Source organism: Mumia flava (assembly GCF_002797495.1).
GTDB classification, from domain to species: domain Bacteria; phylum Actinomycetota; class Actinomycetes; order Propionibacteriales; family Nocardioidaceae; genus Mumia; species Mumia flava.
The window spans coordinates 1,730,479-1,756,921 of the sequence record NZ_PGEZ01000001.1 but is presented as its reverse complement, the minus strand read 5'-3'; the positions used below and the strand labels follow the sequence as shown (position 1 = coordinate 1,756,921).

Annotated in this window: 20 protein-coding genes, 1 tRNA gene and 1 other RNA gene; 15 read left to right on the top strand and 7 right to left on the bottom strand. The window is 72.1% G+C overall.

Translation table 11 applies throughout. From position 1 onward, the window contains the following. Positions 1-2: 2 nt before the first annotated feature. Positions 3-299 carry a type II toxin-antitoxin system VapB family antitoxin gene (locus CLV56_RS08305; RefSeq protein ID WP_039350390.1) on the bottom strand — a complete coding sequence of 99 codons (297 nt, stop codon included), beginning with the start codon at positions 297-299 and terminating at the stop codon, positions 3-5. A 158-nt stretch (positions 300-457) separates the two neighbouring features. Here CLV56_RS08305 and CLV56_RS08300 point away from each other — a divergent pair, with 158 nt between their 5' ends. Next, positions 458-2,575 (top strand): DUF6351 family protein, encoded by a 2,118-nt coding sequence (locus CLV56_RS08300; RefSeq protein ID WP_039350604.1) that lies wholly within the window; start codon positions 458-460, stop codon positions 2,573-2,575. 27 nt (positions 2,576-2,602) lie between these two features. Here the strand turns inward: CLV56_RS08300 and CLV56_RS08295 are convergent, their stop codons facing one another. From CLV56_RS08295 to CLV56_RS08280, 4 genes are all read right to left on the bottom strand, one after another. After that, positions 2,603-4,147 (bottom strand): adenylate/guanylate cyclase domain-containing protein, encoded by a 1,545-nt coding sequence (locus CLV56_RS08295; RefSeq protein ID WP_100414674.1) that lies wholly within the window; start codon positions 4,145-4,147, stop codon positions 2,603-2,605. A gap of 88 nt (positions 4,148-4,235) precedes the next feature. Beyond that, positions 4,236-4,664, bottom strand: a complete 429-nt coding sequence (locus CLV56_RS08290; protein WP_100414673.1) for a GatB/YqeY domain-containing protein — start codon at positions 4,662-4,664, stop codon at positions 4,236-4,238. After that, positions 4,661-5,095 (bottom strand): helix-turn-helix domain-containing protein, encoded by a 435-nt coding sequence (locus tag CLV56_RS08285; protein ID WP_211288020.1) that lies wholly within the window; start codon positions 5,093-5,095, stop codon positions 4,661-4,663. The genes CLV56_RS08290 and CLV56_RS08285 overlap by 4 nt, the downstream gene beginning before the upstream one ends. A gap of 157 nt (positions 5,096-5,252) precedes the next feature. Further along, positions 5,253-5,340: transfer RNA gene (locus CLV56_RS08280), tRNA-Ser, on the bottom strand. Between the two features lie 201 nt (positions 5,341-5,541). Here CLV56_RS08280 and CLV56_RS08275 point away from each other — a divergent pair. The 5 genes from CLV56_RS08275 (at position 5,542) to CLV56_RS08255 (ending at position 13,361) form a co-directional block, all read left to right on the top strand. Next, complete coding sequence (locus CLV56_RS08275) at positions 5,542-6,891, top strand: extracellular catalytic domain type 1 short-chain-length polyhydroxyalkanoate depolymerase (protein ID WP_170224770.1); 1,350 nt, start codon at positions 5,542-5,544, stop codon at positions 6,889-6,891. 115 nt (positions 6,892-7,006) lie between these two features. Next, positions 7,007-7,103, top strand: an RNA gene (gene ffs / locus CLV56_RS08270) — signal recognition particle sRNA small type. Between the two features lie 363 nt (positions 7,104-7,466). Further along, positions 7,467-9,608: a DNA polymerase III subunit gamma and tau gene (locus CLV56_RS08265; RefSeq protein WP_100415096.1), complete on the top strand. Its 2,142-nt coding sequence runs from the start codon at positions 7,467-7,469 to the stop codon at positions 9,606-9,608. Positions 9,609-9,636: 28 nt separating this feature from the next. Then, on the top strand, positions 9,637-10,647 hold the full coding sequence (locus CLV56_RS08260) for an alpha/beta hydrolase (RefSeq protein ID WP_039350398.1): 1,011 nt from the start codon (positions 9,637-9,639) through the stop codon (positions 10,645-10,647). A gap of 2 nt (positions 10,648-10,649) precedes the next feature. Then, entirely contained in the window at positions 10,650-13,361 is a 2,712-nt protein-coding gene (locus CLV56_RS08255) for an aminodeoxychorismate synthase component I (RefSeq protein WP_100414672.1), read from the top strand. Here CLV56_RS08255 and CLV56_RS08250 read toward each other — a convergent pair. Next, positions 13,344-13,847, bottom strand: a complete 504-nt coding sequence (locus tag CLV56_RS08250; protein WP_039350400.1) for a DedA family protein — start codon at positions 13,845-13,847, stop codon at positions 13,344-13,346. The two genes, CLV56_RS08255 and CLV56_RS08250, sit on opposite strands and share 18 nt — an antisense overlap. Positions 13,848-13,940: 93 nt before the next feature. Here CLV56_RS08250 and CLV56_RS08245 point away from each other — a divergent pair, with 93 nt between their 5' ends. From CLV56_RS08245 to CLV56_RS08235, 3 genes are read left to right on the top strand one after another with little or no spacing between them, the layout of a single operon-like run. Further along, positions 13,941-14,321, top strand: coding sequence for a YbaB/EbfC family nucleoid-associated protein (locus tag CLV56_RS08245; protein ID WP_245857706.1), 381 nt, complete (start codon positions 13,941-13,943; stop codon positions 14,319-14,321). A gap of 3 nt (positions 14,322-14,324) precedes the next feature. Next, positions 14,325-14,924: a recombination mediator RecR gene (gene recR / locus CLV56_RS08240; RefSeq protein ID WP_039350402.1), complete on the top strand. Its 600-nt coding sequence runs from the start codon at positions 14,325-14,327 to the stop codon at positions 14,922-14,924. Between the two features lie 41 nt (positions 14,925-14,965). Continuing rightward, on the top strand, positions 14,966-15,499 hold the full coding sequence (locus CLV56_RS08235) for a DUF5063 domain-containing protein (RefSeq protein ID WP_157805112.1): 534 nt from the start codon (positions 14,966-14,968) through the stop codon (positions 15,497-15,499). 129 nt (positions 15,500-15,628) lie between these two features. On the opposite strand, the gene CLV56_RS08230 is transcribed toward CLV56_RS08235, so the two are convergent. Continuing rightward, positions 15,629-16,120, bottom strand: a complete 492-nt coding sequence (locus CLV56_RS08230; protein WP_100414670.1) for a MarR family winged helix-turn-helix transcriptional regulator — start codon at positions 16,118-16,120, stop codon at positions 15,629-15,631. Between the two features lie 63 nt (positions 16,121-16,183). On the opposite strand from CLV56_RS08230, the gene CLV56_RS08225 reads away from it, so the two are divergent. From CLV56_RS08225 to CLV56_RS08200, 6 genes are read left to right on the top strand one after another with little or no spacing between them, the layout of a single operon-like run. Further along, positions 16,184-18,334, top strand: a complete 2,151-nt coding sequence (locus tag CLV56_RS08225; RefSeq protein WP_100414669.1) for an MMPL family transporter — start codon at positions 16,184-16,186, stop codon at positions 18,332-18,334. A 9-nt stretch (positions 18,335-18,343) separates the two neighbouring features. Continuing rightward, a complete protein-coding gene (locus CLV56_RS08220) occupies positions 18,344-22,063 on the top strand; it encodes a nitrate reductase subunit alpha (protein WP_039350405.1) in 3,720 nt (1,239 codons plus the stop codon). 19 nt (positions 22,064-22,082) lie between these two features. After that, on the top strand, positions 22,083-23,774 hold the full coding sequence (gene narH, locus CLV56_RS08215) for a nitrate reductase subunit beta (RefSeq protein ID WP_039350407.1): 1,692 nt from the start codon (positions 22,083-22,085) through the stop codon (positions 23,772-23,774). Next, the gene (gene narJ / locus CLV56_RS08210) at positions 23,771-24,436 is read left to right on the top strand and encodes a nitrate reductase molybdenum cofactor assembly chaperone (RefSeq protein WP_039350410.1); all 666 of its coding nucleotides are present in this window, start codon (positions 23,771-23,773) and stop codon (positions 24,434-24,436) included. The genes narH and narJ overlap by 4 nt, the downstream gene beginning before the upstream one ends. Further along, positions 24,436-25,191 (top strand): respiratory nitrate reductase subunit gamma, encoded by a 756-nt coding sequence (gene narI / locus CLV56_RS08205; protein ID WP_039350412.1) that lies wholly within the window; start codon positions 24,436-24,438, stop codon positions 25,189-25,191. Before narJ ends, narI begins: the two co-directional genes overlap by 1 nt. Then, positions 25,188-26,414 carry a nitrate/nitrite transporter gene (locus CLV56_RS08200; RefSeq protein WP_039350415.1) on the top strand — a complete coding sequence of 409 codons (1,227 nt, stop codon included), beginning with the start codon at positions 25,188-25,190 and terminating at the stop codon, positions 26,412-26,414. Before narI ends, CLV56_RS08200 begins: the two co-directional genes overlap by 4 nt. Positions 26,415-26,443 lie beyond the last annotated feature (29 nt).

Below are 26,443 nucleotides of genomic sequence, written 5' to 3'. Positions count from 1 at the left end.
CCTCAGCCCTCCCACTGGTAGACGCGCGCATGCATGACCTGCCGCTGCTGGAGCGCCGCGCGGAGCGCTCGGTGCAGGCCGTCCTCGAGGTACAGGTCGCCCTGCCACCCGACCACGTGGGGGAAGAGGTCGCCGAAGAAGGTGGAGTCCTCGTCGAGCAGGCTGCCGAGGTCGAGGTGCCGCTTCACGGTGACGAGATCGTCGAGGCGGACCTGCTGGGGCGGCAGGGCCGCCCACTGACGGTGGGTCAAGCCGTGCTCGGGGTACGGCCTCGTCTCACCCACTGCCTTGAAGATCACCCCCGCAGTCTAGACAGGCGCCGGGCACAGCCCGATAACGCAGAGCCGCGGGAAGGTTGCGGCATGCACTCTAGACGTGACGGGTGTCACACAGTAGCGTGCGCGCACGGGCCGCGGTGCTCGTCCGGTCAACCACCGGTCTCGACGAGGAGGCATGGATGAGGAGATGGGCACGGACAGCGGTCCTGGTCCCGGCTGCGGTCGTGATGGCTGCAGCCCTGGCACCCGCAGCGGCGAGCGGAGAGCAGCCGGCCCGGGGCACGGGCGGCGCCCACGGGTGGCACCACGGTGATCGCCTGTCGATCGAGACGGTGTCCAACCCGCGGGCGGAGCTGGTCAGCGGAGGCGACGTGCTCGTGCGGGTGACCGGCGTGGACGACCGTCGGCGACTGAGCCTGCGGCTCGGACGCGAGGACGTCACCGACGTGCTCGTCGAGCAGCCGGACGGGAGCCTCGTCGGGCTGGTCGACGGGCTGCGTGACGGCCGCAACCTGCTCTGGGCCCACCAGGGCCTGCGGTTCGACTCGCTCGTCGTCACGAACCACGACATCGCCGGGCCGGTCCTGTCCGGACCGCAGCAGACGCCGTTCTACTGCGAGACCGAGGCGTTCGGCCTGCCGGCGGCCAGCCAGCCCGACTGCTCCGCGCCCACGCAGGTCTCCTACGTCTACCGGTCCGGGTCGACGTTCAAGCCGCTCGCCGACCCGAGCGCGGTCCCCGCCGACGCCGCGACCGCGACGGTCGACGGCAGCACCGTCCCGTACGTCGTGCGCGTCGAGCGCGGCACGATCGACCGTGCGGTCTACGAGGTCGCCGCCCTGTACGACGGCACCGACCCGACGCCGACCGCTCCGGCCGACACCTGGAACGACCGGCTCGTCTACACCTTCGGAGGCGGCTGCAACGGCGGCTACCACCAGGGCGCGAACAGCGGAGGCGTCCTGAACGACCTGATGCTGTCCCAGGGGTACGTGGTGGCGTCGTCGTCGCTGAACGTCCTGGACAACAACTGCAGCCACATCATCTCCGCCGAGGCCGCGATGATGGTCAAGGAGCACGTCGTCGAGACGTACGGCGCGCCGGCGCACACGATCGGCTGGGGCGGCTCGGGCGGCGCGATCCAGCAGTACGCGATCGCCGACACCTATCCGGGCATCCTCGACGGGATCGTGCCGTCGATCGGCTTCCCTGACGTCGTCACCACGACCGGCCCCGTCGGCGACTGCCGACTGCTCAACCGCTTCTACGCCGGCGACGGTGCGAGCTGGAGCGCCGAGGAGAAGCGCGCCGTCACCGGATACCTCAACCTGTCGAGCTGTCAGTCGTGGGACCTCACGTTCGCGAGCCGGCTCACCGCGACCGAGTCGTGCCCCGCGGTGATCCCCGTCGACGTGAGGTGGGACCCCGTGACGAACCCGGACGGGCTCAAGTGCTCGGCGATGGAGCAGTTCGTCAACCAGGTCGGGCGCGACCCGAAGACCGGCTTCGTGCGCAGCGCGACCGACAACGTCGGCATGCAGTACGGCCTGGAGGCGCTCGAGGACGGCTCGATCACGCCGGAGCAGTTCGTCGCCCTGAACGAGAGCATCGGCGGGTACGACGTCGCCGGCAACGTCGTCGCGGAGCGCAGCGTGGCGGACCGCAAGGCGGTGCGGGCGTCCTACCGGTACGGGATGGTGACGTCCGGCGGCCGTGGCCTTGCCGAGACCCCCGTGATCGACCTGCGGACGTACGCCGACGTGGCCGGCGTCCCGGCGAACTTCCACACCGCGGAGTGGTCGTTCGTCATCCGGCAGCGGATGATCGAGGCGAACGGCGACGCCGACAACCAGGTGATCGTCGCCCACATGCCGCTTCCCGACCAGACGGCCGCCGCGAGCGCGGACGCCCTGGCGTCGATGGACGCCTGGCTGACCGCGATCGACGGCGACACGGGGCGCGGGAGCCGGGCCGACAAGGTGGTCCGCAACAAGCCCGGCTCGCTGTCCGACTCGTGCTGGGTCTCGGCGTCGCAGCGGATCCCGACCGACTGGTCCGGGACCGACACCTGCGGGTCGGTCTACCCGATCGGCGACAACCCTCGGCAGGTCGCGGGCCAGCCGCTGGAGCAGGACGTCGTGGCGTGCGCGCTCCGGCCGATCCGCTGGCGCTCGTACGGCGTGGACTTCACGGCGGAGCAGAAGGCCCGCCTGCGGGGGACCTTCGACCGCGGTGTGTGCGACTACGACGCGAAGCCCCGCGGATGGGCGAAGGCGTTGACCTGGCCCACCTTCTGACTCGGGGCGTGGTCTGTGCGCCGGCCGTCAGGGGACGTCGGCCGGTGCGCAGACGGCGGTGGGTTCTGAGCGTCCGCGCAGCACGGGGGCGCCGTCGTCGCGCCAGTGCCGCCGCTCGTCGGCGCCGGACTCGGCGACGCTGCGCGCGGTCGCCACGATGCCGGCGTCGGTGGTCTTCGCGAGGTCGCTGAGCCGGGCGGCGCTGTTCACGACGTCGCCGATCACGGTGTACTCGAACCGGGAGCGGTGACCGACGTTGCCGGCGACGGCCTCGCCGGTCGCGACCCCGATCCCGGACCCGACCTCGGGCACCTCGACGGTCAGCCGGGCGCGGACGGCGCGGGCGGTCGCGAGCGCGGCGGCCGCGTGGTTCGGCAGGGGCTGCGGCGCGCCGAAGATGGCGAGCACCGCGTCGCCCATGAACTTGTTGACCAGGCCGCCGTGCCGGTCGACTTCCTCGACCACGGCGGCGAAGAACCGGTTGAGCACGTCGACGACGGCGACCGGCGAGTGGCTGCTCGCGTACGCCGTGGACCCGACGACGTCGATCATCAGCACCGAGACGACGCGCGCCTCGCCGCCCAGCTCGACCTGACCGCGCGCCGCCACGTCGGCGACCTCGCGTCCGACGTGACGCCCGAACAGGTCACGGATCGCCTCGCGCTCGCGCAGCCCGGCAGCCATGTCGTTGATCCCGGCCTGGAGGAGCCCGAGCTCGGTGCCGTCGTCGACGCGCACGTGCACGTCGAGGTCGCCGTCGCCGACCCGGCTCACGGCGTGGCGCACCGACGTCAGCGGCCGGACGACGGACCGCGCCGTGAGGACGTTCACCAGGAAGCCGAAGACGAGGACGACGGCGGACAGCGTGAGGACGATGAGCGCCAGCCGGCGCAGCGAGATGTCCGAGCCGGTCAGTGAGAGCGTGGCGACCACCGCGATCCCGAGCAGGGGCGCCGCCGTCCCGAGGCACCAGAACACGAGCATCCGGACGCCGACCCCGGCGCCGACCCGCTCGAACCCGCCGGGTCGGTCCAGCACGAGCGCCGCCACCGGGCGCAGCGCGAACTCGGTCAGCAGAAACGCGACCGCGCACACGACCACGCCGGCGATCCCCACGGCGAAGAACGTCGTCGTGGTCGCCTCCGGCTGCAACGACGACGCGAGCGCGGTGAACACGACGACGCCGCCCACCCAGAGCACGGCCTGCACGAGCGTGAGCCGCCACGGGAGGAGCAGCGCCACCCGGCTCTCCGACGCGGTCGGCTCCCGCCCGGCGCGGACCCAGCGCAGCGCACGCAGCGCGCCGGCCGTCGTGACCGCGCCGCCGACCACGACGGCGAGCGCCACGTAGAGGGGGACCGCGATCCGCAGCGCGTCACCGAGGGCGGCGTTCGGACCGCCGCCCGGGGTGATCAACGTCCGCAACGCCGCGACGATCACGACCCCGACGAGGTTGGTCACGAGCAGCAGGGTGGTCAGCACGACCTGGAGGCGGACCCGCAGCCGCAGCCGCGACTCCGCGGTGTCCCCGAGCAGGAGCGCCCGGAGCGACCACCCGCGCTGGCTCGTCACGCGATCTCCTCACCTCGACGCCCGGCGCCGACCCTGGGCGCTTCTGCCATCGGCAGTGTCGCATAGCGTGCGTCGGTCGTGAACGGAGTCAGGCGAGGCGGGCCTCGAGAGCGTCGGCCTCGCGCCGCAGCTCGTCGGCCCGGTCCTGTCGGCCGTACGTGACGCAGCGGTCGGCCTCGGCGCGACGCTCGTCGATCTGCGCGCGCACGACGGCTCGGGCTTCGTCGGTGCTCAGCTCACGACGGGCGGTCTCGGCGGCACCCACGCCGGAGCGCGTGCCGGCGACGTGCTCGCTCGTCGCCCCGCCCGCGCTCGCGCCGCCCTCGATCGCGCCTTCCTCGATCGCCACGGCCTCGGCGTTGTCGAGCGCGGCGATGGCTGAGCGGAGCGCGGAGACGGTGGAGCGGTCCCGCGCCTTCATCGCCGGCACGAGGTCGCTGCGGAGCCGGGCGCGAAGAGCCTCGGCACCCCCGGGCGCCGCTCGACGCGCGTCGTCCGAACGGGAGATCCCGCTCATGCGAGGGACCCGACGAACGACGAGACGAGCTCGACGACGGTCGCCGTCGCGTCCGGCCGACCGATCACGACGATCCTCGCCGTACGGCGATCGGGATCGTAGGAGCACTGGACGTGCAGGACGTCCTCGTCGCGCCGACTGGCGGTCGCGCCCGTGACGAGGGTGACGATCCGGGCCGATGTCGGCTCGTCGATCCCGTCGACGGTCACCACCGACGTGACCTCGACCCGTGGGTCCGTCCGGGGCGCGCTCCCCGGCGGGAGCCGTCCGCCGGTCAGCGCGACGACGTCGGCGTGCGCGATCCGGTACTGCTTGCCGATCCGGACGGCGGGCAGCCTGCCGTCGCGGACGTAGCCGCGCACCGTGCGGACGTGCAGGTCGAGCAGGGCGGCGACCTCGTCGGTCGAGTACAACGTTTCGTTACTCATCATTCCGGGAAAGTCTCTTCAGAGGTACTGATACGGAAGTTTACGTGCACGCTCGTACGAAGTCCAACCGCGGTGAGCCCCAGGCGAGGGGTGCGAACGCACCAGCGCCCCGGTCCTGGGTCAGGACCGGGGCGCTGTGACGACGAGCGTGGCGCTCGGGTGGCGGAGGATAGGGGATTCGAACCCCTGAGGGCGTTAACCCAACACGCTTTCCAAGCGTGCGCACTAGGCCACTATGCGAATCCTCCGTCGAGCAGGGTATCGAACCGGCCCTGACGATCCGAAATCAGGTGGTTCGGGCGAGCTCGAACGGACGCGTCCTCGTCCTCGGAGTCCTCCTGGGACGGAACGCCCGCTGCGGCCGCCCGACTCCAACATGGAAACTGAATCAGGTTTCATGTAGTGTCGTGGATCACATTGTTCTCGGGTACGAGATCAAGGAGACACGTATGAGACCTCGCTCGGTGCGGGTGAGAACGGGCGGCGCTCTGGCAGCCGTCGCCGTGGTGATGACCGGGCTGTCCGCGCTCGCTGCGGGCGCACAGGCTGTCACCTGCCCCCCTGGATTCGAGACCCTGCCCGGCTGCACCAACACCGGCCCGGGTGGTGGGACCGCCGCCTCGAGCGGTGCCTGGACGACCGAGACGATCGCCGGCATGAGCGTCAGGCTCTACACGCCGAGCACCGAGCCCGCCTCGACCGCGGGCCGCGCGCTGATGATCGGCCTGCACGGTTGCGTGCAGAAGGCGTCGGACCTGCAGACGGCCGGCAACTGGGCCGCGACCGCGGACACGTACGGCATGGTGGTCGCGCTTCCCGACGCTCCGAACGGAGGGGTCGTCCTCGGGTGCTGGGACTACTACGACGCCAACCACTCGCGCACGAGCCCTGCTCGCCACGACGACAACCTGATCGACCTCGCCACCACGCTCCGAGCGCGCGTGGGGCTCGGCATCGACGCGGACCAGGTCTACATCTCGGGTCTGTCCTCGGGGGGCGGCCAGACGATGGTGATGGGGTGCCTCGCCCCCGACGTGTTCGCCGGGATCGGGATCAACGCCGGGCCGACGGTTGGGACGTCGTCCGGGCAGATCGGCAGCGTCGCGGTCTCGAAGGCGCAGGGTGTCTCGACCTGTCGGACCTTCGCCGGCTCCGCTTCCGCCTCGTTCGACTCCCAGCTGACCTCGGTCGTCTACGGGAGCAACGACACCACGGTCGCGCCGGGCTACAACACGCTCAACGGGCAGATCATGGCAGACGTCTACGGGGCATCGACGTCGTCGACCTTCAGCCTGTCCGGTCTGGCCGGGACCAGCACGGCTGGATCCGGGACGTTGTACTCCGACGCGGACGGCCCTCGCGTCTCGGTCATCCAGAACACCGGCCTCGGGCACAACTGGCCCGCGGGTGCAGGGTCGGGCGGCACCTACATCTCGGCGAACAGCATCGACTACCCCGCGTACGTGACCGACTTCTTCTTCCAGAACAACCGGCGGACGAGCGGGACCCCGACGCCGACCCCGACGCCGACGCCGACGCCGACGCCGACTCCGACGCCGACTCCGACGCCGACTCCGACGCCGACCCCGACTCCGACCACGGACCCGCCGGCGGGCTGCGTCACCGCCACCAACGCCGAGCACGAGGCCGCGGGCCGGGCGACCTCCTACGGGGTCAACCCGTACAACCCGTACTACGCGGTCGGCTCGCTGGACTACCTCGGCCTGGGCGATGCGACCAGGACGAGCCTTCAGGGGGACGCCGCCGGGCGCTACACCAAGGTCAGCTCCTGCGGGTGAGGCGCCGACGTCCTCGTCGGTCCGGGGTGGCGCCGCGGACCGACGAGGACCAGGCGGCGACCCGGCGGCGACCAGGGGCCGTTGGTGGTCGCTTGAGCGGCGTCGGTAGTCTGGTGCCAGTCCCTCGTGCGGCGGTATCTCACCCAACTCCCCCAGGGCCGGAAGGCAGCAAGGGTCAGTGAGCTCTATCGGGTGCACGAGGGACCTTTACGTTTCCAGGCCGGTGACCGCCGCACTGCCTGTGCAGAACTTGTGGACGACGCGCCGAGGACCTGTGGATGTTTCTCCACGACCTGTGAACATCGCTGTGGATTGCGAAAAAAAGGCGTGATTCGGACACCTGCCCCCTTGTCGTGTCGCGCTCGGACCCGGTAGGAACGAATCTGGCGTTTCTCGAGGGCGCCGTGCGAGGAAGCAGCAAGACCCCCGGAGGCCCCGCGACGCCCGAGAGCGCCGCGGGGCCTTGCGCATCCGCGCGGTCGACGCCCGCCGACACGCGCGGAACGACCACAGGGACGACACGGACGTGGAGTTCCGTCGGGATCGATCGTTAGGGTTGCTGCGTGGACGAACCGATGGCTCTGTACCGGCGCTACCGACCGGAGACCTTCGCCGAGGTGATCGGCCAGTCCCATGTCACCGAGCCGCTGCGGCACGCGCTGGCCAACAACCGCGTCAACCACGCGTACCTCTTCTCCGGGCCGCGCGGCTGCGGCAAGACGACGAGCGCACGCATCCTCGCTCGCGCCCTGAACTGCGAGCAGGCGCCGGTCGCCGATCCGTGCGGCGAGTGCAAGAGCTGTCGGGACCTCGCCCGCGGCGGGCCGGGCAGCATCGACGTGATCGAGATCGACGCTGCGAGCCACGGTGGTGTGGACGATGCTCGTGACCTGCGCGAGCGTGCGTTCTTCTCTCCGGTCGAGAGCCGCTACAAGGTCTACATCATCGACGAGGCGCACATGGTCTCCAGTCAGGGGTTCAACGCCCTGCTGAAGCTCGTCGAGGAGCCGCCGCCCCACCTCAAGTTCATCTTCGCGACCACCGAGCCCGAGAAGGTGATCGGGACGATCCGCTCGCGGACGCACCACTACCCGTTCCGGCTCGTCCCTCCGAAGGTGCTCTCGACCTACCTCGAGGACCTCTGCAGGACCGAGGGTGTCGCGCTGGAGCCGACCGCGCTCCCTCTCGTCGTGCGTGCCGGCGGGGGGTCGGTCCGGGACACCCTCAGCGTCCTGGACCAGCTGATCAGCGGTGCCACCGACGACGGCGTCAGCTACGCGCTCGCGGCGGGTCTGCTCGGATACACGCCGGACTCGCTGCTCGACGAGGTCATCGACGCCTTCGCCGCCGGTGACGGCGCGGCCGTCTTCGCGGCGGTCGACAAGGTCGTGGAGACCGGCCAGGACCCACGGCGCTTCGCCGAGGACCTGCTGCAGCGCCTGCGTGACCTCGTGATCGTTGCGCACGTCCCCGACGCCCTCGCGAAGGGCCTGCTGGAGATCCCCGGGGATCGTGCCGAGCGGGTCGAGAACGAGGCGTCGCGCTTCGGCAAGGCCGACCTCACGCGCGCGGCCGAGGTCGTGAGTGACGGTCTGACCGAGCTGCGGGGCGCGACGGCGCCACGGCTGCTGCTCGAGCTGATCTGCGCCCGGATCCTGCTGCCGGGTTCCGACGCGACGCCGGACGGGATCCAGGCGCGTCTCGACCGGATCGAGCGCCGCCTCTCGATCGCCGAGCAGGCCCCGCCGCCCGCCGCCGCTGCGCCGGACCCGGCGCCCGCCGGTCGAGGCGCGAGCGAGGTGACCCCTCCCGCTGGTCGAGGCGGGAGCGAAGCGAGCGATCGAGACCCCGCCCCGGCGCCCGCTGGTCGAGGCGGGAGCGAGGTGACCCCTCCCGCTGGTCGAGGCGGGAGCGAAGCGAGCGATCGAGACCCCGCCCCGGCGCCCGCTGGTCGAGGCGGGAGCGAGGCGACCCCTCCCGCTGGTCGAGGCGCGAGCGAAGCGAGCGATCGAGACCCCGCCCCCGCCGCCGGCACGCCCGGAGTCGCTGACGTACGCCGGGTGTGGCCGGACGTGCTCGACGCGGTCCGTCAGCAGCGCCGGTTCACGTGGGTGATGCTCAGCCAGAACGCCCAGGTCCACTCCGTCGAGGGGTCCACGGTGACCGTCGGGCTGGTGAACGCCGGAGCGCGCGACTCGTTCGCCCGGTCCGGCTCCGACAAGGTGCTGATTGCCGCTCTGGTCGAGGTGCTCGGCGGGACGTGGAAGGTCGAGGCGATCGTCGATCCGTCCGCCGCCGGCGGCTCGGGCTCCGGTGGCTCGGGGTCACGTGGTGCGCAGCCGACGTCTCCGCCGGAGCCGGAGCGGCCGGCCGCCAACCCCGGGGCAGGGGGTGCCGCCGCCGGAGGACCCGCATCCGCGGCGCCGGCCGGAGGACCGCCCCCGGAGTCCCCTGATCCGTCACCGCCCTTCGAGCCGGACGTGCCGGCCGGCGCGTCCGATGCGGCGCGCCCGCCGTCGTCGGCTCGCGCCAGCGCCGACGCCATCGCGGCGGCGCGCGCGAGCATCCGGGCCGAGCGCGGAGCCGACGCGGCGTACGATCCTGATTCGCACGCCGACGCCGACGACCCGGCGATGGACTCCGACGGGCTCAGCCACGAGGAGCTGCTGAGCCGCACGCTCGGCGCCCAGGTGATCGGCGAGGTGCCGCACGAGTGACGGACGCGTCCGTCTTGGAGGAGACACGATGACGACCTGGCAGCCCGACGTCCTCGGCGAGGGGTACGAGCAGCACCGGATCGACCTCGGCGACGATCCCGACGGGCAGGGCCCGATCGACGCGACCCTGGTGCGACGAGTCCCGCGGGACGGCGAGCAGGTCCGGGGCGCGGTGCTCTACGTCCACGGCTTCAGCGACTACTTCTTCCAGCGCGAGCTCGCGGACTTCTTCGCCGAGCGCGGCTACGCGTTCTACGCTCTCGACCTGCGCAAGTGCGGGCGCTCGCTCAAGGCGGGTCACACGGCGCACTACGTGTCCGACCTGGCGCTGTACGACGCGGAGCTGGACCGGGCGCTGCAGGTCGTGCGTGCGGAGGCCGGCGGCGCAGACGTGCTGGCCGTCGCACACTCCACGGGCGGGCTCGTGCTCTCGTTGTGGCTCGACCGGGTCAACCGGCGTCCGGGCGGCACCGCTGCGGCAGGGATCCGTGGTCTGATCCTGAACAGCCCGTGGTTCGACCTGCAGGGCGCCCCGTACCTCCGCTCGATCGGCACCGAGGTCGTCAAGCTCGTCGGTCGTCTCAAGCCGACGACGCCGATCAAGCTGCCGCCCGGCGGCGCGTACGGCGAGAGCCTGTCGATCACCCACCAGGGCGAGTGGGAGTTCGACGTGGCGTGGAAGCCGATCGAGGGGTTCCCCGTGACGTTCGGCTGGATGCGCGCGATCCGGATCGGGCACGCCGCGCTGCACCGGGGTCTGGACATCGGGGTGCCGGCGCTCGTGCTGCGCTCCACGCGCACGCACTTCGCCACGGCGTACGGTCCTGAGGTCGACGCGGCCGACGCCGTGCTCGACGTCCGTCAGATCGCCCGCTGGTCCGGATGCCTCGGGGACCACACCGAGATCGTCCCGATCGACGGCGCGCGCCACGACGTGTTCCTGTCCCGGTCGGAGCCCCGCGCCGCGGCGTACGCCACCATCGACCGCTGGCTCGACACGAACCTCCCGGCTCAGGCCCCCGCGCCCGCAGCCGACTGAGGATGCTGCGGCGCCGGCTCGGCACGATTGGTACGGCCGACCTGCTGCGCCGGTTGCGCGGCCGCGACGGGCTCGTCGCGCTGATCGGGTCGTGGGACGACGGGCGCGAGGTCGTCGCGTACGAGCCGTCGCGCACCCTCGGCGCCGACGAGGATCCGTTCGACCTGCCGCTCGACGTCGTGTCGGGGCGGTCACCCCACGACGAGGACGGAGCGGTGGAGGCCGGCGAGGTGCCGTCGTTCGCGCCCGCCTGGCTCGGCTGGTGGGGGTACCGGCTGGGCCATCGCCTCGAGGCGACCGGACCGCAGCCGTCCCGCCCGAACCCCCTCCCCGACGCCCGCCTGGCGCGCTACGACACCGTGCTGCGCCGGATCGACGGCGTGTGGTGGTTCGAGTCGGTCGCCGGGCCGCTCGAGGCCGAGGCACGGCTCGAGGACGTGCGCCGTGTGGTGGCGCGGTCGGCACCCCCGCCGGCCTCGTACGACCTCTCGGACTTCGCCGCCCGACCGGACGGTGACGCGCACCGGGCGGCGGTGGCGCGGACGATCGCGCACATCCGGGCCGGCGACCTGTTCCAGGCGAACGTGTGCCTGAGGCTCGAAGCGGCCTTCGACGGCGACCCGCTGGAGCTGTTCCTCGCCGGGATCGACGCGCTGCGGCCCGCGTACGCCGCGTTCGTCGCCGACGAGGGCCGCGCGGTCGTGAGCCTGTCGCCCGAGCTGTACCTGCGCCGACGGGGTCGGCACGTGCTTTCGAGCCCGATCAAGGGCACGGCGCCGTCGTCGGCGGACCCTGCCGCCCTGGCCGCGTCGGTGAAGGACCGTGCTGAGAACGTCATGATCGTCGACCTGGTCCGCAACGACCTCGGGCGCGTCGCCGTGCCGGGCACCGTGACGGTCGAGGCGGCAGCCGTTCCGCGCGCCCACACCGGGGTGTGGCACCTGGTCTCCGACGTCACCGCGACGCTGCGCGAAGGTGTCACGGATGCGGACCTGCTGCGGGCGTCCTTCCCGCCGGGCTCGGTCACGGGAGCTCCGAAGATCCGTGCGATGCAGGTGATCGGTGAGGTGGAGGCGACGTCCCGGGAGGTTTACACGGGCGCGGTCGGGTACGTCGGGGCGGCGGGCCTGGAGGCGAACGTCGCGATCCGGACGTTCGAGGTCGACCACGACCGGATCTGGCTCGGCGTCGGGGGTGGGGTGGTCGCCCCGTCGGACCCGGACGCCGAGCTCGCCGAGTGCCTGACGAAGGCCGCGCCGCTCCTGCGGGCGGTCGGGGGTCGTCTGGCGGAGGTGTCCTCCCGACCGGTGACCCCGGTCGAGACGCGCACCCGGCCGGCGCCCGCCCGACGGCCGAGCGCGGTCGAGACCCGTCCCGATCACACGGCCGGCATCTTCGACACCCTGCTGGTCCGGGACGGTGCCGCGGTCGACGCCGCCGGGCACGTCCGGCGCCTGGCGCGCAGCGCTGCGGAGGTGTACGGCGTCGCGCTCGACGTGGACGCGCTCGTCGCCCGGGTCCACGGGCGTGCGTCGACGTCCCGCGGCTCGCACCGGCTGCGCCTCGCGGTGCGGCCGGGGGCCGAGGTCGAGGTGACGACCGTGGCCGCCCCGGCCGTGCCGGACGGCCCGTGGACCCTCGATCCGGTCGTCGTGCCGGACGGGCTCGGTGAGCACAAGTGGATCGACCGGTCGCTCCTCGACGCGCTGCCGGGGGCGCCGTGGACACCGGACCGGGATCCGTTGCTCGTCGACGGGGACGGGTGCGTGCTCGAGACCGGTCGCGGCAACGTGGTCGCGGTGTTCGACGACGGCGTCCACACCCCCTCTCTCGACGGCCGGCTGCTGCCCGGAGTGACTCGGGCCGAGCTGCTCGCGCGGCTGCGCGCCCGTAGGGTGCCGGTCTTCGAGCGCCCGATGACGTTGGACGAGCTGGCCGGCGCGGACGCGGTGGTGGTGACCAACGCGATCGGGCGCCTGCGGCCCGTCCGCACGATCACGGGCGTCGCAGCCTGGGCGCCGGACCGTACGACCGTGTGGCTGCGCGAGCTGCTCGCCGGCCCGCTCACCCCGCCGCCCGTCGACGACCCCCGCGGCTCGGGGGTCGGCACGGGCGCGCACGTCGTCCTGATCGACAACCAGGACTCCTTCGTCTACAACCTCGCGCAGTACGTCACCGAGCTCGGCGCCACCGCCTCGGTCGTCCGCAACGACGCGGTCGGGACCGCCGAGCTGCGCGCGATGCGGGAGGTCGGCGACCTCACCCACCTGGTGATCTCGCCCGGACCCGGTGCGCCGGGCGACGCGGGGGTGAGCGTCGATGCGGTGCGGGTGCTCGGGGAGACGACCCCGGTCCTCGGCGTCTGCCTGGGGCACCAGGCGATCGGCGAGGCGTACGGCGCTCGGGTGGTCCGGGCGGCGCGCCCGGTGCACGGCGTGCCGTCGATCGTGCACCACGACGGCGCCGGGGTGTTCGCGGGGATCCCCGGCCCGGTGGTGGCGGCGCGGTACCACTCGTTGGTGGTCGACGACCTGCCTGCCGACGTCGAGGTCACGGCGCGCTCGGTCGACGGCACGCTGATGGGCGTGCGGCACCGTACCCACCCGGTCGAGGGCGTGCAGTTCCACCCGGAGTCGGTGCTCACCCCGCTCGGCCACGCGCTGCTCGCGCGGTTCCTCCGGCCGGCGGCGGACCGCTCAGGCCTGCTCGCCTGATCGCGCGCGTCGGCGGCGGAGGACGGCCAGCACGACGACGACCGTCAGCAGCGCCAGGACCGCGACCGCCAGTCCCCAGCCGGTCGAGAGCCCGGCGCCGAGCGCCGCGTAGAACGCCGAGAGGCCGATCGTCGTCCAGACCAGCGCCCAGATCGCACAGCCGACGAGCATCGCGGGCAGGTAGCGCGCGAACGGCATCCGCACCATCCCGGCGGCGGCGTTCACGACGGTCTGCGCGCCCACGGTCAGGAACGACAGGGGGACGGCGAGGACGCCCCACCGCTGGACGAGGTCGAGTCCCGCGCGGGCACGCTCTCCCGACAGCCATCCGTGCACGCGGGCGCGCCACCCCGACTGCGGGTGGGTGTGGTCGAGCACCTGCACCGTCGCGAACCGCGCGATCCAGTAGGTCGCCTGGGCACGCAGCACCACGACGACGAAGAAGAACAGCCAGACGCCGAGCGCGGGGTCCTCGGGGCGTTCCACACGAGAAGCCTAGGTGCCGCGTCCTGCAGGCTCGTCGGCGGTGGCGGGTACGCTGAGGCAGACCTGTACGCCCACCACGGAGGACGGCAAGACGTGTTCGGAGACGGGACCGAGGGCGGCATGCCCGACATGTCGGCACTGCTCGAGCAGGCGCAGCAGATGCAGCAGCAGCTGCTCGCCGCCAAGGAGGAGCTCTCGCACGCCCGGCTGACGGGCGAGGCGGCGGGCGGGCTGGTCAAGGCGACCGTGAGCGGGACGGGTGAGCTGGTGGCGGTCGAGATCGCGCCGGCGGCCGTCGATCCCGAGGACGCCGAGCTCCTGGGCGACATGGTCGTGGCGGCCGTCCGCGACGCGACGGAGCGCGCGGAGGTGCTCGCCGCCGAGAAGCTCGGGCCGTTCGCCGGCGGCTTCGACGGCCCGTCCGACAGCGGGCCGGGTGCGCTCGGCTCGGGCGGCAGCCCGTTCGGGATCTGACGGATGTACGAGGGGGTCGTCCAGGATCTCGTCGACGAGCTCGGCCGGCTCCCGGGCATCGGCCCGAAGAGTGCTCAGCGGATCGCGTTCTACCTCCTCGACTCGGACCCGGTCGACGTGCGGCGTCTGGCCGAGGTGCTGATCGAGGTCAAGGAGAAGGTCCGGTTCTGCGCGACCTGCGGCAACGTCGCGGAGGCGGACACCTGCCGGATCTGTGCCGATCCCCGCCGTGACCCTGCGGTGCTCTGCGTCGTCGAGGAGTCCAAGGACGTCGTGGCGATCGAGCGGACGCGCGAGTTCCGGGGGCGTTACCACGTCCTGGGCGGGGCGATCTCGCCCATCGAGGGTGTCGGGCCGGACGACCTGCGGATCAAGGAGCTGATGCAGCGTCTGGCCGACGGCACGATCACCGAGATCATCCTCGCCACCGACCCCAATCTCGAGGGCGAGGCGACGGCGACGTACCTCACGCGCATGCTCAAGCCGCTGGGGTTGCGCGTGACGCGTCTGGCCAGTGGACTACCGGTAGGCGGTGACCTCGAGTACGCCGACGAGGTCACGCTGGGACGCGCGTTCGAGGGTCGTCGCGCGGTCGACGACTGATTCGACGCACCGGTGCGCGTCGGGTGGGGCGAGGGGGCGACGTGGAGCTGCCGGCGGGTCATCAGCCGACGCGCGACGAGCTGCGCGCGATCGCGGACGTGCTCACCGCCGAGGTGACCGATGCGCTCGCCTCGCTGCAGCGGACCGTCGGTGGCGACGAGCCGCGCCGGCTCGTCGCCGAGCTCCTCGTCGAGCTCAGCCGGATCCTGACGGTCGGCGCGAGGCTCGGCGCGATGCCGCGGTTCGTGCCGCCGGAGCCGTTCGAGCCCGACGCCGGCCCCGAGCCCGAGCTCGACGAGGTCCGGGTGCGTCTGGCGACGACGCTCGACGGGTTCGACAGCTACGTCGAGGTGTTCGATCCGCACGAGACGCCGGTGGAGATCATCGAGTCGCGGATCTCCGACGACGTGTTCTCGCTGGTCTCCGCGCTCGCCCACGGACTCCAGCACGCCCGCGACGGACGTCCGCTCGAGGCGCTGTGGTGGTGGCAGTTCTCCTACCTGTCGTCGTGGGGTTCGGAGACCACAGCCGCGGTTCGCGCACTCCAGGCGCTGGTCGCGCGAGACCGCCTGTAGGTCGGCGGTGTCTCGACATCTCCGTGGCGTGGACGGGCATCTCGACATCGCGGTTGCCCGAGCAGCGTCGATGTCGAGACTCAGGTCCGGTGGTCTGGCGGAATCACGCGAATCTCGACGTCTCCGTTGTCAGAGCACGCGCGTGAACGCCTCGATCGCGCTGCGCAGGTAGCGCGCGACGATCTCGCGCTCGGCCTCGTCGAGCTCGGCGTCGGCGGCGACGAGACCCTCGATCATCGGGGCGATCTCCGCGATCACCTCGGCGCGGCCGGAGTCCGTCAGGGTGACGACGCGCCGTCGACGGTCGGAGGGATGGGGGTCGCGGGTGACGTGACCGTGACCGGTGAGGCGATCGACGATCTGGGTGGTGGCGGCGGACGACACCCCGAGCCGCTCGCCGATCTCGTTCGGCCCCAGGGGCTCGAGGTAGAGGTGCTCGAGTGCGATGAGCTCCGACGTGCTGAGCCCGGTCCGGCGCGCCATCGCGGGCCGGACCCGGGTGGCGACGTCGAGCAGGTGCCGCAGCAGCCGCATCGTCTCGGTCTGCGGCCAGTCGCCGGGATCGGGTGCCGACGTGCCTGGACCCGCCGCGTCGCCCCCGCGATCTGCGTGCTCGGTCATCGTTTGCTACTTTCGTAAAGATTTCACTAACTAGATTAGCAAGTTATCTCCTGCGAGGCTCCCATGTCATCCTTCCTCACCGCGCACCTCGCGTCGCGTCGCCTCACGTGGGCGGTCGCGATCGTTCCGTTGCTGCTGGCCGTCGCCGTGATCGGGGGCCTCGGTCAGGCGGCGACCCCGTCGGACCCCGCCTCCGGGCGCCCGGACGGAGCGGAGAGCAGCGAGGCGGCGACGATGGCCGCAGCGCTGCCCGACGACGACACCGAGGCGGCGCTCGCGCTCTACACCGCCGGACCCGCCGACGGCGGTGAGCGTCTCGACGAGGCCGACCTCGAGGCCGTCGGCGCTGCAGCCGAGCAGGCCCGTCGTCAGCTCGGCCTGCCCGAAGGACCGCCACCGGTGCTCAGCGACGACCGGACCGCCGCCACGGTCGTGCTCGCGCTGCCCACCGGCGGGGACGCCGAGACCGACGAGCTGGTCGCCGAGCTGCGCGTCATCCTCGACGAGTCGCTCCCCGAGGGCCTCGACGTCGCCGTGACCGGTCCGGCGGCCGTGACAGCCGACCTGTCCGCGGTCTTCGACGGGGCGGACACCCGACTGCTCCTCGCGACCGCGACGATCGTCGCGCTCCTGCTGCTCGTCACCTACCGCAGTCCGGTGCTCTGGCTGATCCCGCTGACCGTCGTCGCCGTCGCCGACCAGTTCGCGGCCACCGTCGCGACGCGGGTCCTGGACGCGCTGTCGATGACGTGGGACGAGTCCACGATCGGCATCCTGTCCGTCCTGGTCTTCGGCGCCGGCACCGACTACGCGCTCCTCCTCGTCGCTCGCTACCGCGACGAGCTCAAGGCCGAGCCCGACCGCTACCGGGCGATGCGCACGGCGGTACGACGGACCGCGGAGGCCGTGCTGTCCAGCGCCGTGACCGTGGTCGCGGGCGTCGCCACGTTGCTGCTCTCGCTCTTCCCGACCTACCGCGCTCTCGGCCTCGCGTGCGCGATCGGCGTCCTGATCGCTGCCGCCTTCGCGCTCGTGGTGCTCCCGGCGGCGCTGGTCGGGTTCGGTCGCTGGGTGTTCTGGCCGCGCGTCCCGCGCCTCGGCCAGGCGCGGATCGCGGAGACGCGCTCGGTCTGGTCCCGCCTCGGCTCGTTGGTGACCGCGCGCCCGGTCACGCTGCTGGTCGCGGCCGGGATCGTGCTCGCGGCGCTCGGCAGCGGGCTGCTCCAGGTCAAGACCGGTCTCAGCGACGCCGACCAGTTCCTCGACGAGCCGGAGGCGATCAGCGCGGCGAGCCGCCTGGCCGAGTCCTTCCCTGCCGGGAGCGCGTCGCCGGTCCGGGTGGTCACGACGGGGGACGCCGAGGCGGTCGTGCAGGCCGTCGGCACGATCGACGGCGTGACGAGCGCGCGGGAGGTGGCGTCGGGCGACGGCGTGTCCGAGGTCCAGGTCGTGCTCGACGCCCCGCAAGGGTCCGACGCGGCGGCCGACGGCGTGGTGGCGATCCGCGACGCCGTGACGGCCGCGGGCCTCGAGAGCTCGACGGCGGTCGGTGGTGCCGACGCCACGCTGCTCGACAGCGCGGACGCGTCCGCGCGCGACCGTACGGTGATCCTCCCGCTGGTCGCCGGGCTCGTCTTCGTGGCGCTGCTCGTGCTGCTGCGGTCGGTGGTCGCCGCCGCGCTGCTCGTCGGGACGGTGCTGGTCACCTACCTGGCGGCGCTCGGTGCGGCCTGGTGGCTGTTCACCGGCGTGTTCGGGTTCGCGGCGATGGACGTCGGGGTGCCGCTGCTGTCGTTCCTGTTCCTGGTCGCGCTCGGTGTCGACTACAGCATCTTCCTGGTCACGCGGGCCTACGAGGAGTCCCGCGGCCGCGGGACCGGGCCGGGGATGATCCGCGCGCTGGTCGCGACCGGCGGCGTGATCACGAGCGCAGGGATCCTGCTCGCGGCCGTCTTCGCGGTGCTCGGGGTGCTGCCGCTGGTGGTGCTCGCGCAGATCGGCATCGTGATCGGGATCGGGGTGCTGCTCGACACGCTGCTGGTGCGGACGGTCGTCGTCCCCTCGCTGGCCGTGCTGCTCGGAGACCGGTTCTGGTGGCCGCGTGCGGTCCCCGGCTCGCCCGGCGCGGAGCCGGTCCGGCCGGACGGGGACCATCCGCACGAGCACCCGTACGGTCCCGCGCTTGCGGATGCGGGGTCGCACCGGCGGTCCTAGGTTGAGCCCATGGCTCGGCGACGGGGGCGGGCGCAGGTCGACGGGGCGGCATCCAGGGCTCTTCTGGACACCGGTCGATTCTTCACCCGATGGGACGAGACCCGGGACGGCCGCGCGGTGTTCCGTGAGGGGGGACGCGCCGGGGACGTCTTCTACCGCGACCGGTGGAGCCACGACAAGGTGGTGCGCTCGACCCACGGGGTGAACTGCACCGGCTCCTGCTCGTGGAAGGTCTACGTCAAGGACGGGATCATCACGTGGGAGACGCAGGAGACCGACTACCCCTCGGTCGGCCCGGACCGGCCGGAGTACGAGCCCCGCGGGTGCCCCCGCGGGGCTGCGTTCTCCTGGTACACGTACTCGCCGACCCGGGTCCGCTACCCGTACGTCCGCGGGGTGCTCGTCGAGATGTACCGCGAGGCGAAGCGGCGCCTCGGCGACCCGGTTCTGGCGTGGGCCGACGTGGTCGGCGACGAGACCCGGCGGCGCCGCTACCAGCAGGCGCGCGGCAAGGGCGGCCTGGTCCGGGTGGGGTGGGACGAGGCCGCCGAGATCGTCGCCGCCGCACACGTGCACACGATTCGTACGCACGGTCCCGATCGTTGCGCGGGCTTCAGCCCGATCCCGGCGATGAGCATGGTCTCGCACTGCGTCGGGACGCGGTTCGTCCAGCTGATCGGCGGCGCGATGACGTCGTTCTACGACTGGTACGCCGATCTGCCCGTCGCGAGCCCGCAGGTGTTCGGCGACCAGACCGACGTCCCCGAGTCCGGAGACTGGTGGGACGCGACGTACCTCATGATGTGGGGCTCGAACGTCCCCGTCACGCGTACGCCGGACGCGCACTGGATGGCGGAGGTGCGCTACCGGGGGACGAAGGTGGTGACGGTCAGCCCCGACTACGCCGACAACACGAAGTTCGCCGACGAGTGGCTGCCGGCGCAGGCCGGGACCGATGCGGCTCTGGCGATGGCGATGGGGCACGTCCTCCTCAAGGAGTTCTTCGTCGACGCCGACACTCCGTTCTTCCGCGAGTACGTCACCCGCTACACCGACCTCCCGTTCCTGATCCGCCTCGAGGAGCACGAGGAGGCCGGTGGTCTCGTGCCGGGGCGGTTCCTGACCGCGGCGGACCTCGCCGGTGCGGACGGTGCTCCGTCGGAGGACGCCTGGAAGACGGTGGTGCTCGACGAGTTCACCGGGGAGCCGGTCGTCCCGAACGGCTCGATGGGCTTCCGCTACGCCGAGTCGGGCCTGGGCCGCTGGAACCTCGACCTCGACGGCGCGTCGCCGGCCCTGACCTTGCGTGCGAAGCGGGGCGCCGAGGCGCGCGAGGTGCTGCTGCCGGCCTTCACGGCGCCCGACGGGTCCGGGTCGGTGCTGCGCCGCGGCGTCCCGGTGCGCGAGGTCGGCGGGCACCTGGTCACGACCGTGTTCGACCTGATGCTGGCGCAGTACGGCGTCGCGCGCGAGGGGATGCCCGGCGAGTGGCCCAGCGGGTACGACGACGCGAGCACGCCGTACACCCCGGCCTGGCAGGAGGAGATCACGAGCGTCCCCGCGCAGGCGTGCGAGCGGATCGCGCGGGAGTTCGCGACCAACGCCCGCGACTCCGGCGGCCGCTCGATGATCATCATGGGCGCCGGGATCTGCCAGTGGTTCCACGGCGACGCGACGTACCGCGCGATCCTGTCCCTGCTCACCCTGACCGGGTGCATGGGCCGCAACGGCGGCGGCTGGGCGCACTACGTCGGCCAGGAGAAGTGCCGCCCGATCACGGGGTGGATCTCGCTCGCGAACGCGCTGGACTGGAGTCGCCCGCCGCGCACGATGATCGGCACGGCGTACTGGTACATGCACACCGACCAGTGGCGCAACGACGGCTACTCCGCCGACTCGCTGTCGTCACCGCTGGCGAAGGGGCACCTCGCGGGGAAGCACACCGCGGACACGATCGCGCAGTCGGCGGCGATGGGGTGGATGCCGTTCTACCCGCAGTTCGACCGCAACCCGCTCGACGTCGCCGACGAGGCGACTGCGGCGGTGGAGCGCGGGGCAGCGCCCGACGCCCCCTCGTACGTCGCGTCGAAGCTCGTCGACGGCACGCTGAAGTCGGCGATCGAGGACGTCGACGCGCCGGAGTCGTGGCCGCGGACGCTGATCCTGTGGCGCTCCAACCTGTTCGGATCGTCGGCGAAGGGCAACGAGTACTTCCTGCGGCACCTGCTCGGCACGCACTCGAACGTGCTGGGCCGGCCCGACCCGTCGACGCCGCGGCCGACCGGCGTGCGCTGGCGCGACGAGGCGCCGGAGGGCAAGCTCGACCTGCTGGTCTCGGCGGACTTCCGGATGACCTCGACGACGCTGCTCTCCGACGTCGTCCTGCCGGCGGCGACGTGGTACGAGAAGCACGACCTGTCCTCGACCGACATGCACCCGTACGTCCACGCGTTCAGCCCGGCGATCGACCCGCCGTGGGAGGCACGGACCGACTTCGAGGCGTTCCACACGATCGCGCGGAGGCTCTCGGAGATGGCGAAGGAGCATCTCGGGGTCCGGCGCGACCTGGTCAGCGTGCCGCTCCAGCACGACACCCCCGGCGAGGTCGCGCAGCCCGGCGGGGTGGTGCGCGACTGGCGCGACGGCTTCGACGCGGTCCCGGGACGGACGATGCCGGCGTTCCACGTGGTCGAGCGCGACTACACCGCGATCGCCGACAAGCTCGCCACGGTCGGACCCCTGGCGGACTCGCTCGGCTTCACGGTGAAGAACGTGACGTACCGGCTGGAGGAGGAGACCGCGCGGCTCGCGCGGAGCAACGGCGTGATGTCGTCCGGTGCGGGGGCGGGGCGTCCCGCGATCGACACCGACGCGAAGATGGCCGAGGCGATCCTGGCGTTCTCCGGCACGACCAACGGTCGGCTCGCGACGCAGGGGTTCCAGACCCTCGAGCGGCGCGTCGGCAAGCCGCTGGCGGACCTGGCCGAGGGGTCGGAGGAGAAGCAGATCCACTTCGCCGACACGCAGGCGGCGCCGGTCCCGGTGATCACGTCGCCGGAGTGGTCCGGGTCGGAGACCGGTGGTCGCCGCTACGCGCCGTTCACGGTCAACATCGAGCGCCTCAAGCCGTTCCACACCCTGACGGGGCGGATGCACTTCTACCTCGACCACGACTGGATGACCGACGTCGGCGAGGCGCTGCCGATCTACCGGCCGCCGCTCGACATGCATCGGCTCTTCGGCGAGCCGCGGATCGGTGAGGACGGCTCCGCGTCGATCACGGTCCGCTACCTGACGCCCCACTCGAAGTGGTCGATCCACTCCGAGTACCAGGACAACCTCTTCATGCTCGCGCTGTCGCGGGGCGGACCGACCGCGTGGATGAGCACCGCCGACGCCGACGCGATCGGGGTCGCGGACAACGACTGGGTCGAGATCACGAACGCCAACGGTGTCTTCGTCGGACGGGCCGTCGTCAGTCATCGGATGCCGCCCGGGGTGACGTACGTCCATCACGCGCAGGACCGCACGATCGACGTGCCGAAGTCCGAGGCGACGGGCCGGCGGGGCGGCATCCACAACTCGGCGACACGGCTGCTGGTCAAGCCGACGCACCTGATCGGCGGGTACGCCCAGCTGTCCTACACGTTCAACTACCTCGGCCCGACCGGCAACCAGCGCGACATGGTCGCGACGATCCGCCGGCGCAGCCAGCAGGTGGAGTACTGAGCAGCGAGAGGAGCGCGCGATGCGGGTGATGGCCCAGATGGGCATGGTGATGAACCTCGACAAGTGCATCGGGTGCCACACCTGCTCGGTGACCTGCAAGCAGGCCTGGACCAACCGCGCCGGCACGGAGTACGTCTGGTTCAACAACGTCGAGACCCGTCCGGGCCAGGGCTATCCGCGCCGCTACGAGGACCAGGAGCGGTGGCGCGGCGGCTGGGAGGTCGACCGGCGCGGCCGGCTGCGGCTGAAGGCCGGCGGACGGGTCAAGAAGCTGCTGACGATCTTCGCGAGCCCGGTCCAGCCCGAGCTGTCGGACTACTACGAGCCGTGGACGTACGACTACCGCACGCTGGTCGACGCGCCGCTCGGCGACGACTTCCCCGTCGCACGGCCGAAGTCGCTGATCACCGGCGAGGACACCGCCGTGACCTGGTCGGCGAACTGGGACGACAACCTCGGCGGCTCGGCGGCCTCGCTGGAGCTCGACCCGGTCGCGCAGAAGGTCCGCGCGGAGTCCGAGGCGAAGGTCAAGGGCGAGCTCGAGCAGACGTTCATGTTCTACCTGCCGCGGATCTGCGAGCACTGCCTGAACCCGTCGTGCATGGCGTCGTGTCCCTCGGGCGCGATCTACAAGCGCGAGGAGGACGGGATCGTGCTGGTCGACCAGGACCGCTGCCGCGGCTGGCGCCAGTGCATCACCGGCTGCCCGTACAAGAAGATCTACTTCAACCACCGCTCCGGCAAGGCCGAGAAGTGCACCTTCTGCTACCCGAGGATCGAGGTCGGGCTGCCCACGGTGTGCGCCGAGACGTGCGTCGGGCGCCTGCGCTACCTCGGACTGTTCCTCTACGACGCCGACGCGGTGACCGCGGCTGCGGCGACGCCCGACGAGCACGACCTGTACGAGGCGCAGCTCGATCTGCTGCTGGACCCCGACGACCCCGAGGTGGTCGCGGCGGCGCGCGAGCAGCAGATCCCCGAGGACTGGCTGGACGCCGCGCGACGCTCCCCGGTGTACGCGCTGGCGAAGGAGTACCGCGTCGCGCTGCCGCTGCATCCGGAGTACCGCACGATGCCGATGGTCTGGTACGTCCCGCCGCTGTCGCCGGTCGTGGACCTGCTGAAGGAGCAGGGTCACGACGCGGAGGACCCCGGCACGCTGTTCGGGGCGATCGACGCGCTGCGGATCCCGGTGGAGTACCTCGCCGAGCTCTTCACCGCCGGCGACGTCGGGCCCGTGACGCAGGTGCTCCAGAAGCTGGCGGCGATGCGGGCGTACATGCGCGACGTCACCCTCGGACGCGAGCCCGACGCGTCGATCCCCGCCGCGGTCGGGATGAGCGAGGAGTCGATGTACGCGATGTACCGGCTGATGGCCATCGCGAAGTACGACGAGCGGTACGTGATCCCGAAGGCCCACGTCGAGCAGGCCCACGATCTCGAGGAGATCGGGTGCTCGCTCGACTTCGAGGGAGGGCCGGGGATGTACGACTCGGCGCCGTTCGGAGAGGCGAGCGGCCAGCCGGTGCCGGTGGCGGTCGAGACCTTCCACGCGCTGCAGCAGCGGCAGACCGCGGACACTCCGGCCGACGACCTCTCGGGCCGCGTCAACCTCCTCAACTGGGACGGCAACGGGACGCCGCAGGGGCTGTTCCCCGACGACCCGTCTCGAGGCGGGCGCCACGACAGGTCCGGCGGGTCGGCGTCGTGAGCGCGGAGACGGTGGTCCGCCAGGTCGCCTCGCTGTGCCTGGCCTACCCCGACGACGAGGTCCTGGCGCTGGTCCCGGCGATGCGCGGGGCCGTCGCCGAGCACGACCGGTCCGCCGCGGCGCAACCGCTGGCCGGCTTCCTGGACCACCTCGCGGCCGGTGCTCCGCACGACCTGCGCCAGGCGTACGTCGAGACCTTCGACCTGTCCCGCAAGCACGCGCTGTACCTCTCGTACTGGACCGACGGCGACACCCGGCGGCGCGGCGAGGTGCTCGGGCGGTTCAAGCAGCGCTACCGCGACGCGGGCTGGGTCGTCGACACGCGCGGCGAGCTGCCGGACTACCTGCCGCTCGTGCTCGAGTTCGCCGCGCGGGTCGATCCGGACGGCGGCCGTGACCTGATGCAGGAGTACCGCGCGGGGATCGAGCTGCTCCGGCTCGCCCTGCGCGACGCGGGCAGTCCGTACGCAGGGGTGCTCGAGGCGGTGTGCGCGACCTTGCCGGGCGAGTCCCCGGCCGATCGCGCGGCGGCGATGCGGATCGCGTCGCAGGGGCCGCCGACGGAGACGGTCGGGCTGGACCCGTACGACCCCCGGCTGCTGCCGGTGAGCGAGGCGGGGCCGACCCGGACAGCGGACGTACCGGCGGGAGGCGGTCGCTGATGGACGTGCTGCTGTGGGGCGTGCTGCCGTACCTGGTGATCGTGACCCTGGTCGGCGGCACGATCTGGCGCTACCGCTACGACAAGTTCGGGTGGACGACCCGGTCGTCGCAGCTGTACGAGTCGCGGCTGCTGCGGATCGGGTCGCCGCTGTTCCACTTCGGGATCCTCGTGGTGGTGATCGGGCACGTGGTGGGCCTGATCATCCCGGAGTCGTGGACCGACGCCGTGGGCGTGAGCGAGCAGATGTACCACGTCAACGCCATGGTCTTCGGGATCGTCGCCGGCTTCTGCACGCTCGTCGGCGTCGCGATCCTGGTCTACCGCCGCCGGACGAGCGGTCCGGTGTTCTCCGCGACGACGAAGAACGACAAGACGATGTACGTCGTGCTGGTGGCCGCGATCGTGCTCGGACTGTGGACCACGCTGGTCGGTGCGGGTGCCGGCCACGACGCGCACAACTACCGCGAGACGGTCTCGGTCTGGTTCCGCTCGATCTTCGTGCTCCAGCCCGACGTCGACGCGATGGCCGCGGCGCCGTACCAGTTCCACATCCACGTCCTGGTCGGGATGGCGTTGTTCGCGCTGTGGCCGTTCAGCCGACTGGTGCACGCGTTCACGGCGCCCGTGCACTACCTCTTCCGTCCGTACATCGTCTACCGCAGCCGGGACGTCGCGAGCCGTCCGGGCTCACGCGAGACCCGCCCGGGCTGGGCCCCGGTCGGCACCGAGGACCGCTCCAGGAGGACGCGATGAGCACGACCACCACGGCCGACGACGCCGCGCTCCGGGCGGGGCAGACGAAGAACCTGATCATCGCGACCTGGGCGTTCGCGATCACCTTCTGGGCCTGGAACCTGATCGGCCCCCTGGCGGTCCGCTACACCGAGGACATGGGCCTGTCGGCCACGCAGAAGTCGATGATCGTGGCGACCCCGGTGATCGTCGGGTCGGTGGGCCGGATCCTGACGGGCGCGCTCACCGACCGGTTCGGCGGGCGCCTCATGATGACCGTGCTCACCCTGGTCACGGTGCCGTTCGTGCTGCTGGTCGCCTGGGCGGGCAACGCCGGGTCGTACGCGGGGCTGCTGGTCTTCGGCTTCTTCCTCGGGATCGCCGGTACGACGTTCGCGGTCGGCATCCCGTTCGTGAACGCCTGGTACGCGGGCAACCGCCGAGGTTTCGCCACCGGGGTGTTCGGGGCGGGCATGGGCGGCACGGCGCTGTCGTCGTTCTTCACCCCGCGGATGGTGGACTGGTGGGGCTACGACGCGACGCACCTCGTGATCGCGGCCGTCCTGGTCGCGACCGCGGTCCTGGTGTGGCTGGCGATGCGGGACTCGCCGGCGTGGTCCCCGAACACCGACCCGGTGGTCCCGAAGCTCGCCGCGGCGGCGAAGCTCCCCGTGACGTGGGCGATGTCGTTCCTGTACGCGGTGGCGTTCGGCGGGTTCGTCGCGTTCTCGACCTACCTGCCGACGTACCTCAAGGACGTCTACGACTTCGGCCTGACCGAGGCGGGCACGCGGACCGCGGGGTTCGCGATCGCAGCGGTGATCGCGCGGCCGGTCGGCGGGGTGCTGTCGGACCGGATCGGTCCGCGGACGGTCTCGGCGATCTGCTTCGCGGGCGCGGCCGTGATGGCGGTCGTGGTGGCGTTCCAGCCGCAGCCGGAGATCCCGGCGGGGATCTCGTTCGTGCTGATGGCGGCGTTCCTCGGCCTCGGGACCGGCGGCGTGTTCGCGTGGGTCGCGAAGGAGGCTCCGGCCGCGCGGGTCGGTGCCGTGACCGGCATCGTCGGCGCCTGCGGCGGCCTCGGCGGCTACTTCCCGCCGCTCGTGCTGGGCGCGACGTACAACGAGGCCGACCACAGCTACACGATCGGGCTGTCGCTGCTGTGCATCGTCGCGATCGGCGCCCTCGCGTTCACCCTCCTCGGCTTCCGCGGTGGCGGCGGCCGCCGAGCCGCCCGCGCGTAGCGGAGTGCTCCTTTTCCGTTCGTCGAGGC

Coding starts and splice junctions, on each gene's coding strand:
- CLV56_RS08300 (WP_039350604.1), top strand. CDS start 458: ATGAGGAGATGGGCACGGACAGCGGTCCTGGTCCCGGCTGCGGTCGTG.
- CLV56_RS08290 (WP_100414673.1), bottom strand. CDS start 4,664: ATGAGCGGGATCTCCCGTTCGGACGACGCGCGTCGAGCGGCGCCCGGG.
- CLV56_RS08285 (WP_211288020.1), bottom strand. CDS start 5,095: ATGATGAGTAACGAAACGTTGTACTCGACCGACGAGGTCGCCGCCCTG.
- CLV56_RS08275 (WP_170224770.1), top strand. CDS start 5,542: ATGAGACCTCGCTCGGTGCGGGTGAGAACGGGCGGCGCTCTGGCAGCC.
- CLV56_RS08265 (WP_100415096.1), top strand. CDS start 7,467: ATGGCTCTGTACCGGCGCTACCGACCGGAGACCTTCGCCGAGGTGATC.
- CLV56_RS08260 (WP_039350398.1), top strand. CDS start 9,637: ATGACGACCTGGCAGCCCGACGTCCTCGGCGAGGGGTACGAGCAGCAC.
- CLV56_RS08255 (WP_100414672.1), top strand. CDS start 10,650: ATGCTGCGGCGCCGGCTCGGCACGATTGGTACGGCCGACCTGCTGCGC.
- recR (WP_039350402.1), top strand. CDS start 14,325: ATGTACGAGGGGGTCGTCCAGGATCTCGTCGACGAGCTCGGCCGGCTC.
- CLV56_RS08230 (WP_100414670.1), bottom strand. CDS start 16,120: ATGACCGAGCACGCAGATCGCGGGGGCGACGCGGCGGGTCCAGGCACG.
- CLV56_RS08225 (WP_100414669.1), top strand. CDS start 16,184: ATGTCATCCTTCCTCACCGCGCACCTCGCGTCGCGTCGCCTCACGTGG.
- CLV56_RS08220 (WP_039350405.1), top strand. CDS start 18,344: ATGGCTCGGCGACGGGGGCGGGCGCAGGTCGACGGGGCGGCATCCAGG.
- narH (WP_039350407.1), top strand. CDS start 22,083: ATGCGGGTGATGGCCCAGATGGGCATGGTGATGAACCTCGACAAGTGC.
- narI (WP_039350412.1), top strand. CDS start 24,436: ATGGACGTGCTGCTGTGGGGCGTGCTGCCGTACCTGGTGATCGTGACC.
- CLV56_RS08200 (WP_039350415.1), top strand. CDS start 25,188: ATGAGCACGACCACCACGGCCGACGACGCCGCGCTCCGGGCGGGGCAG.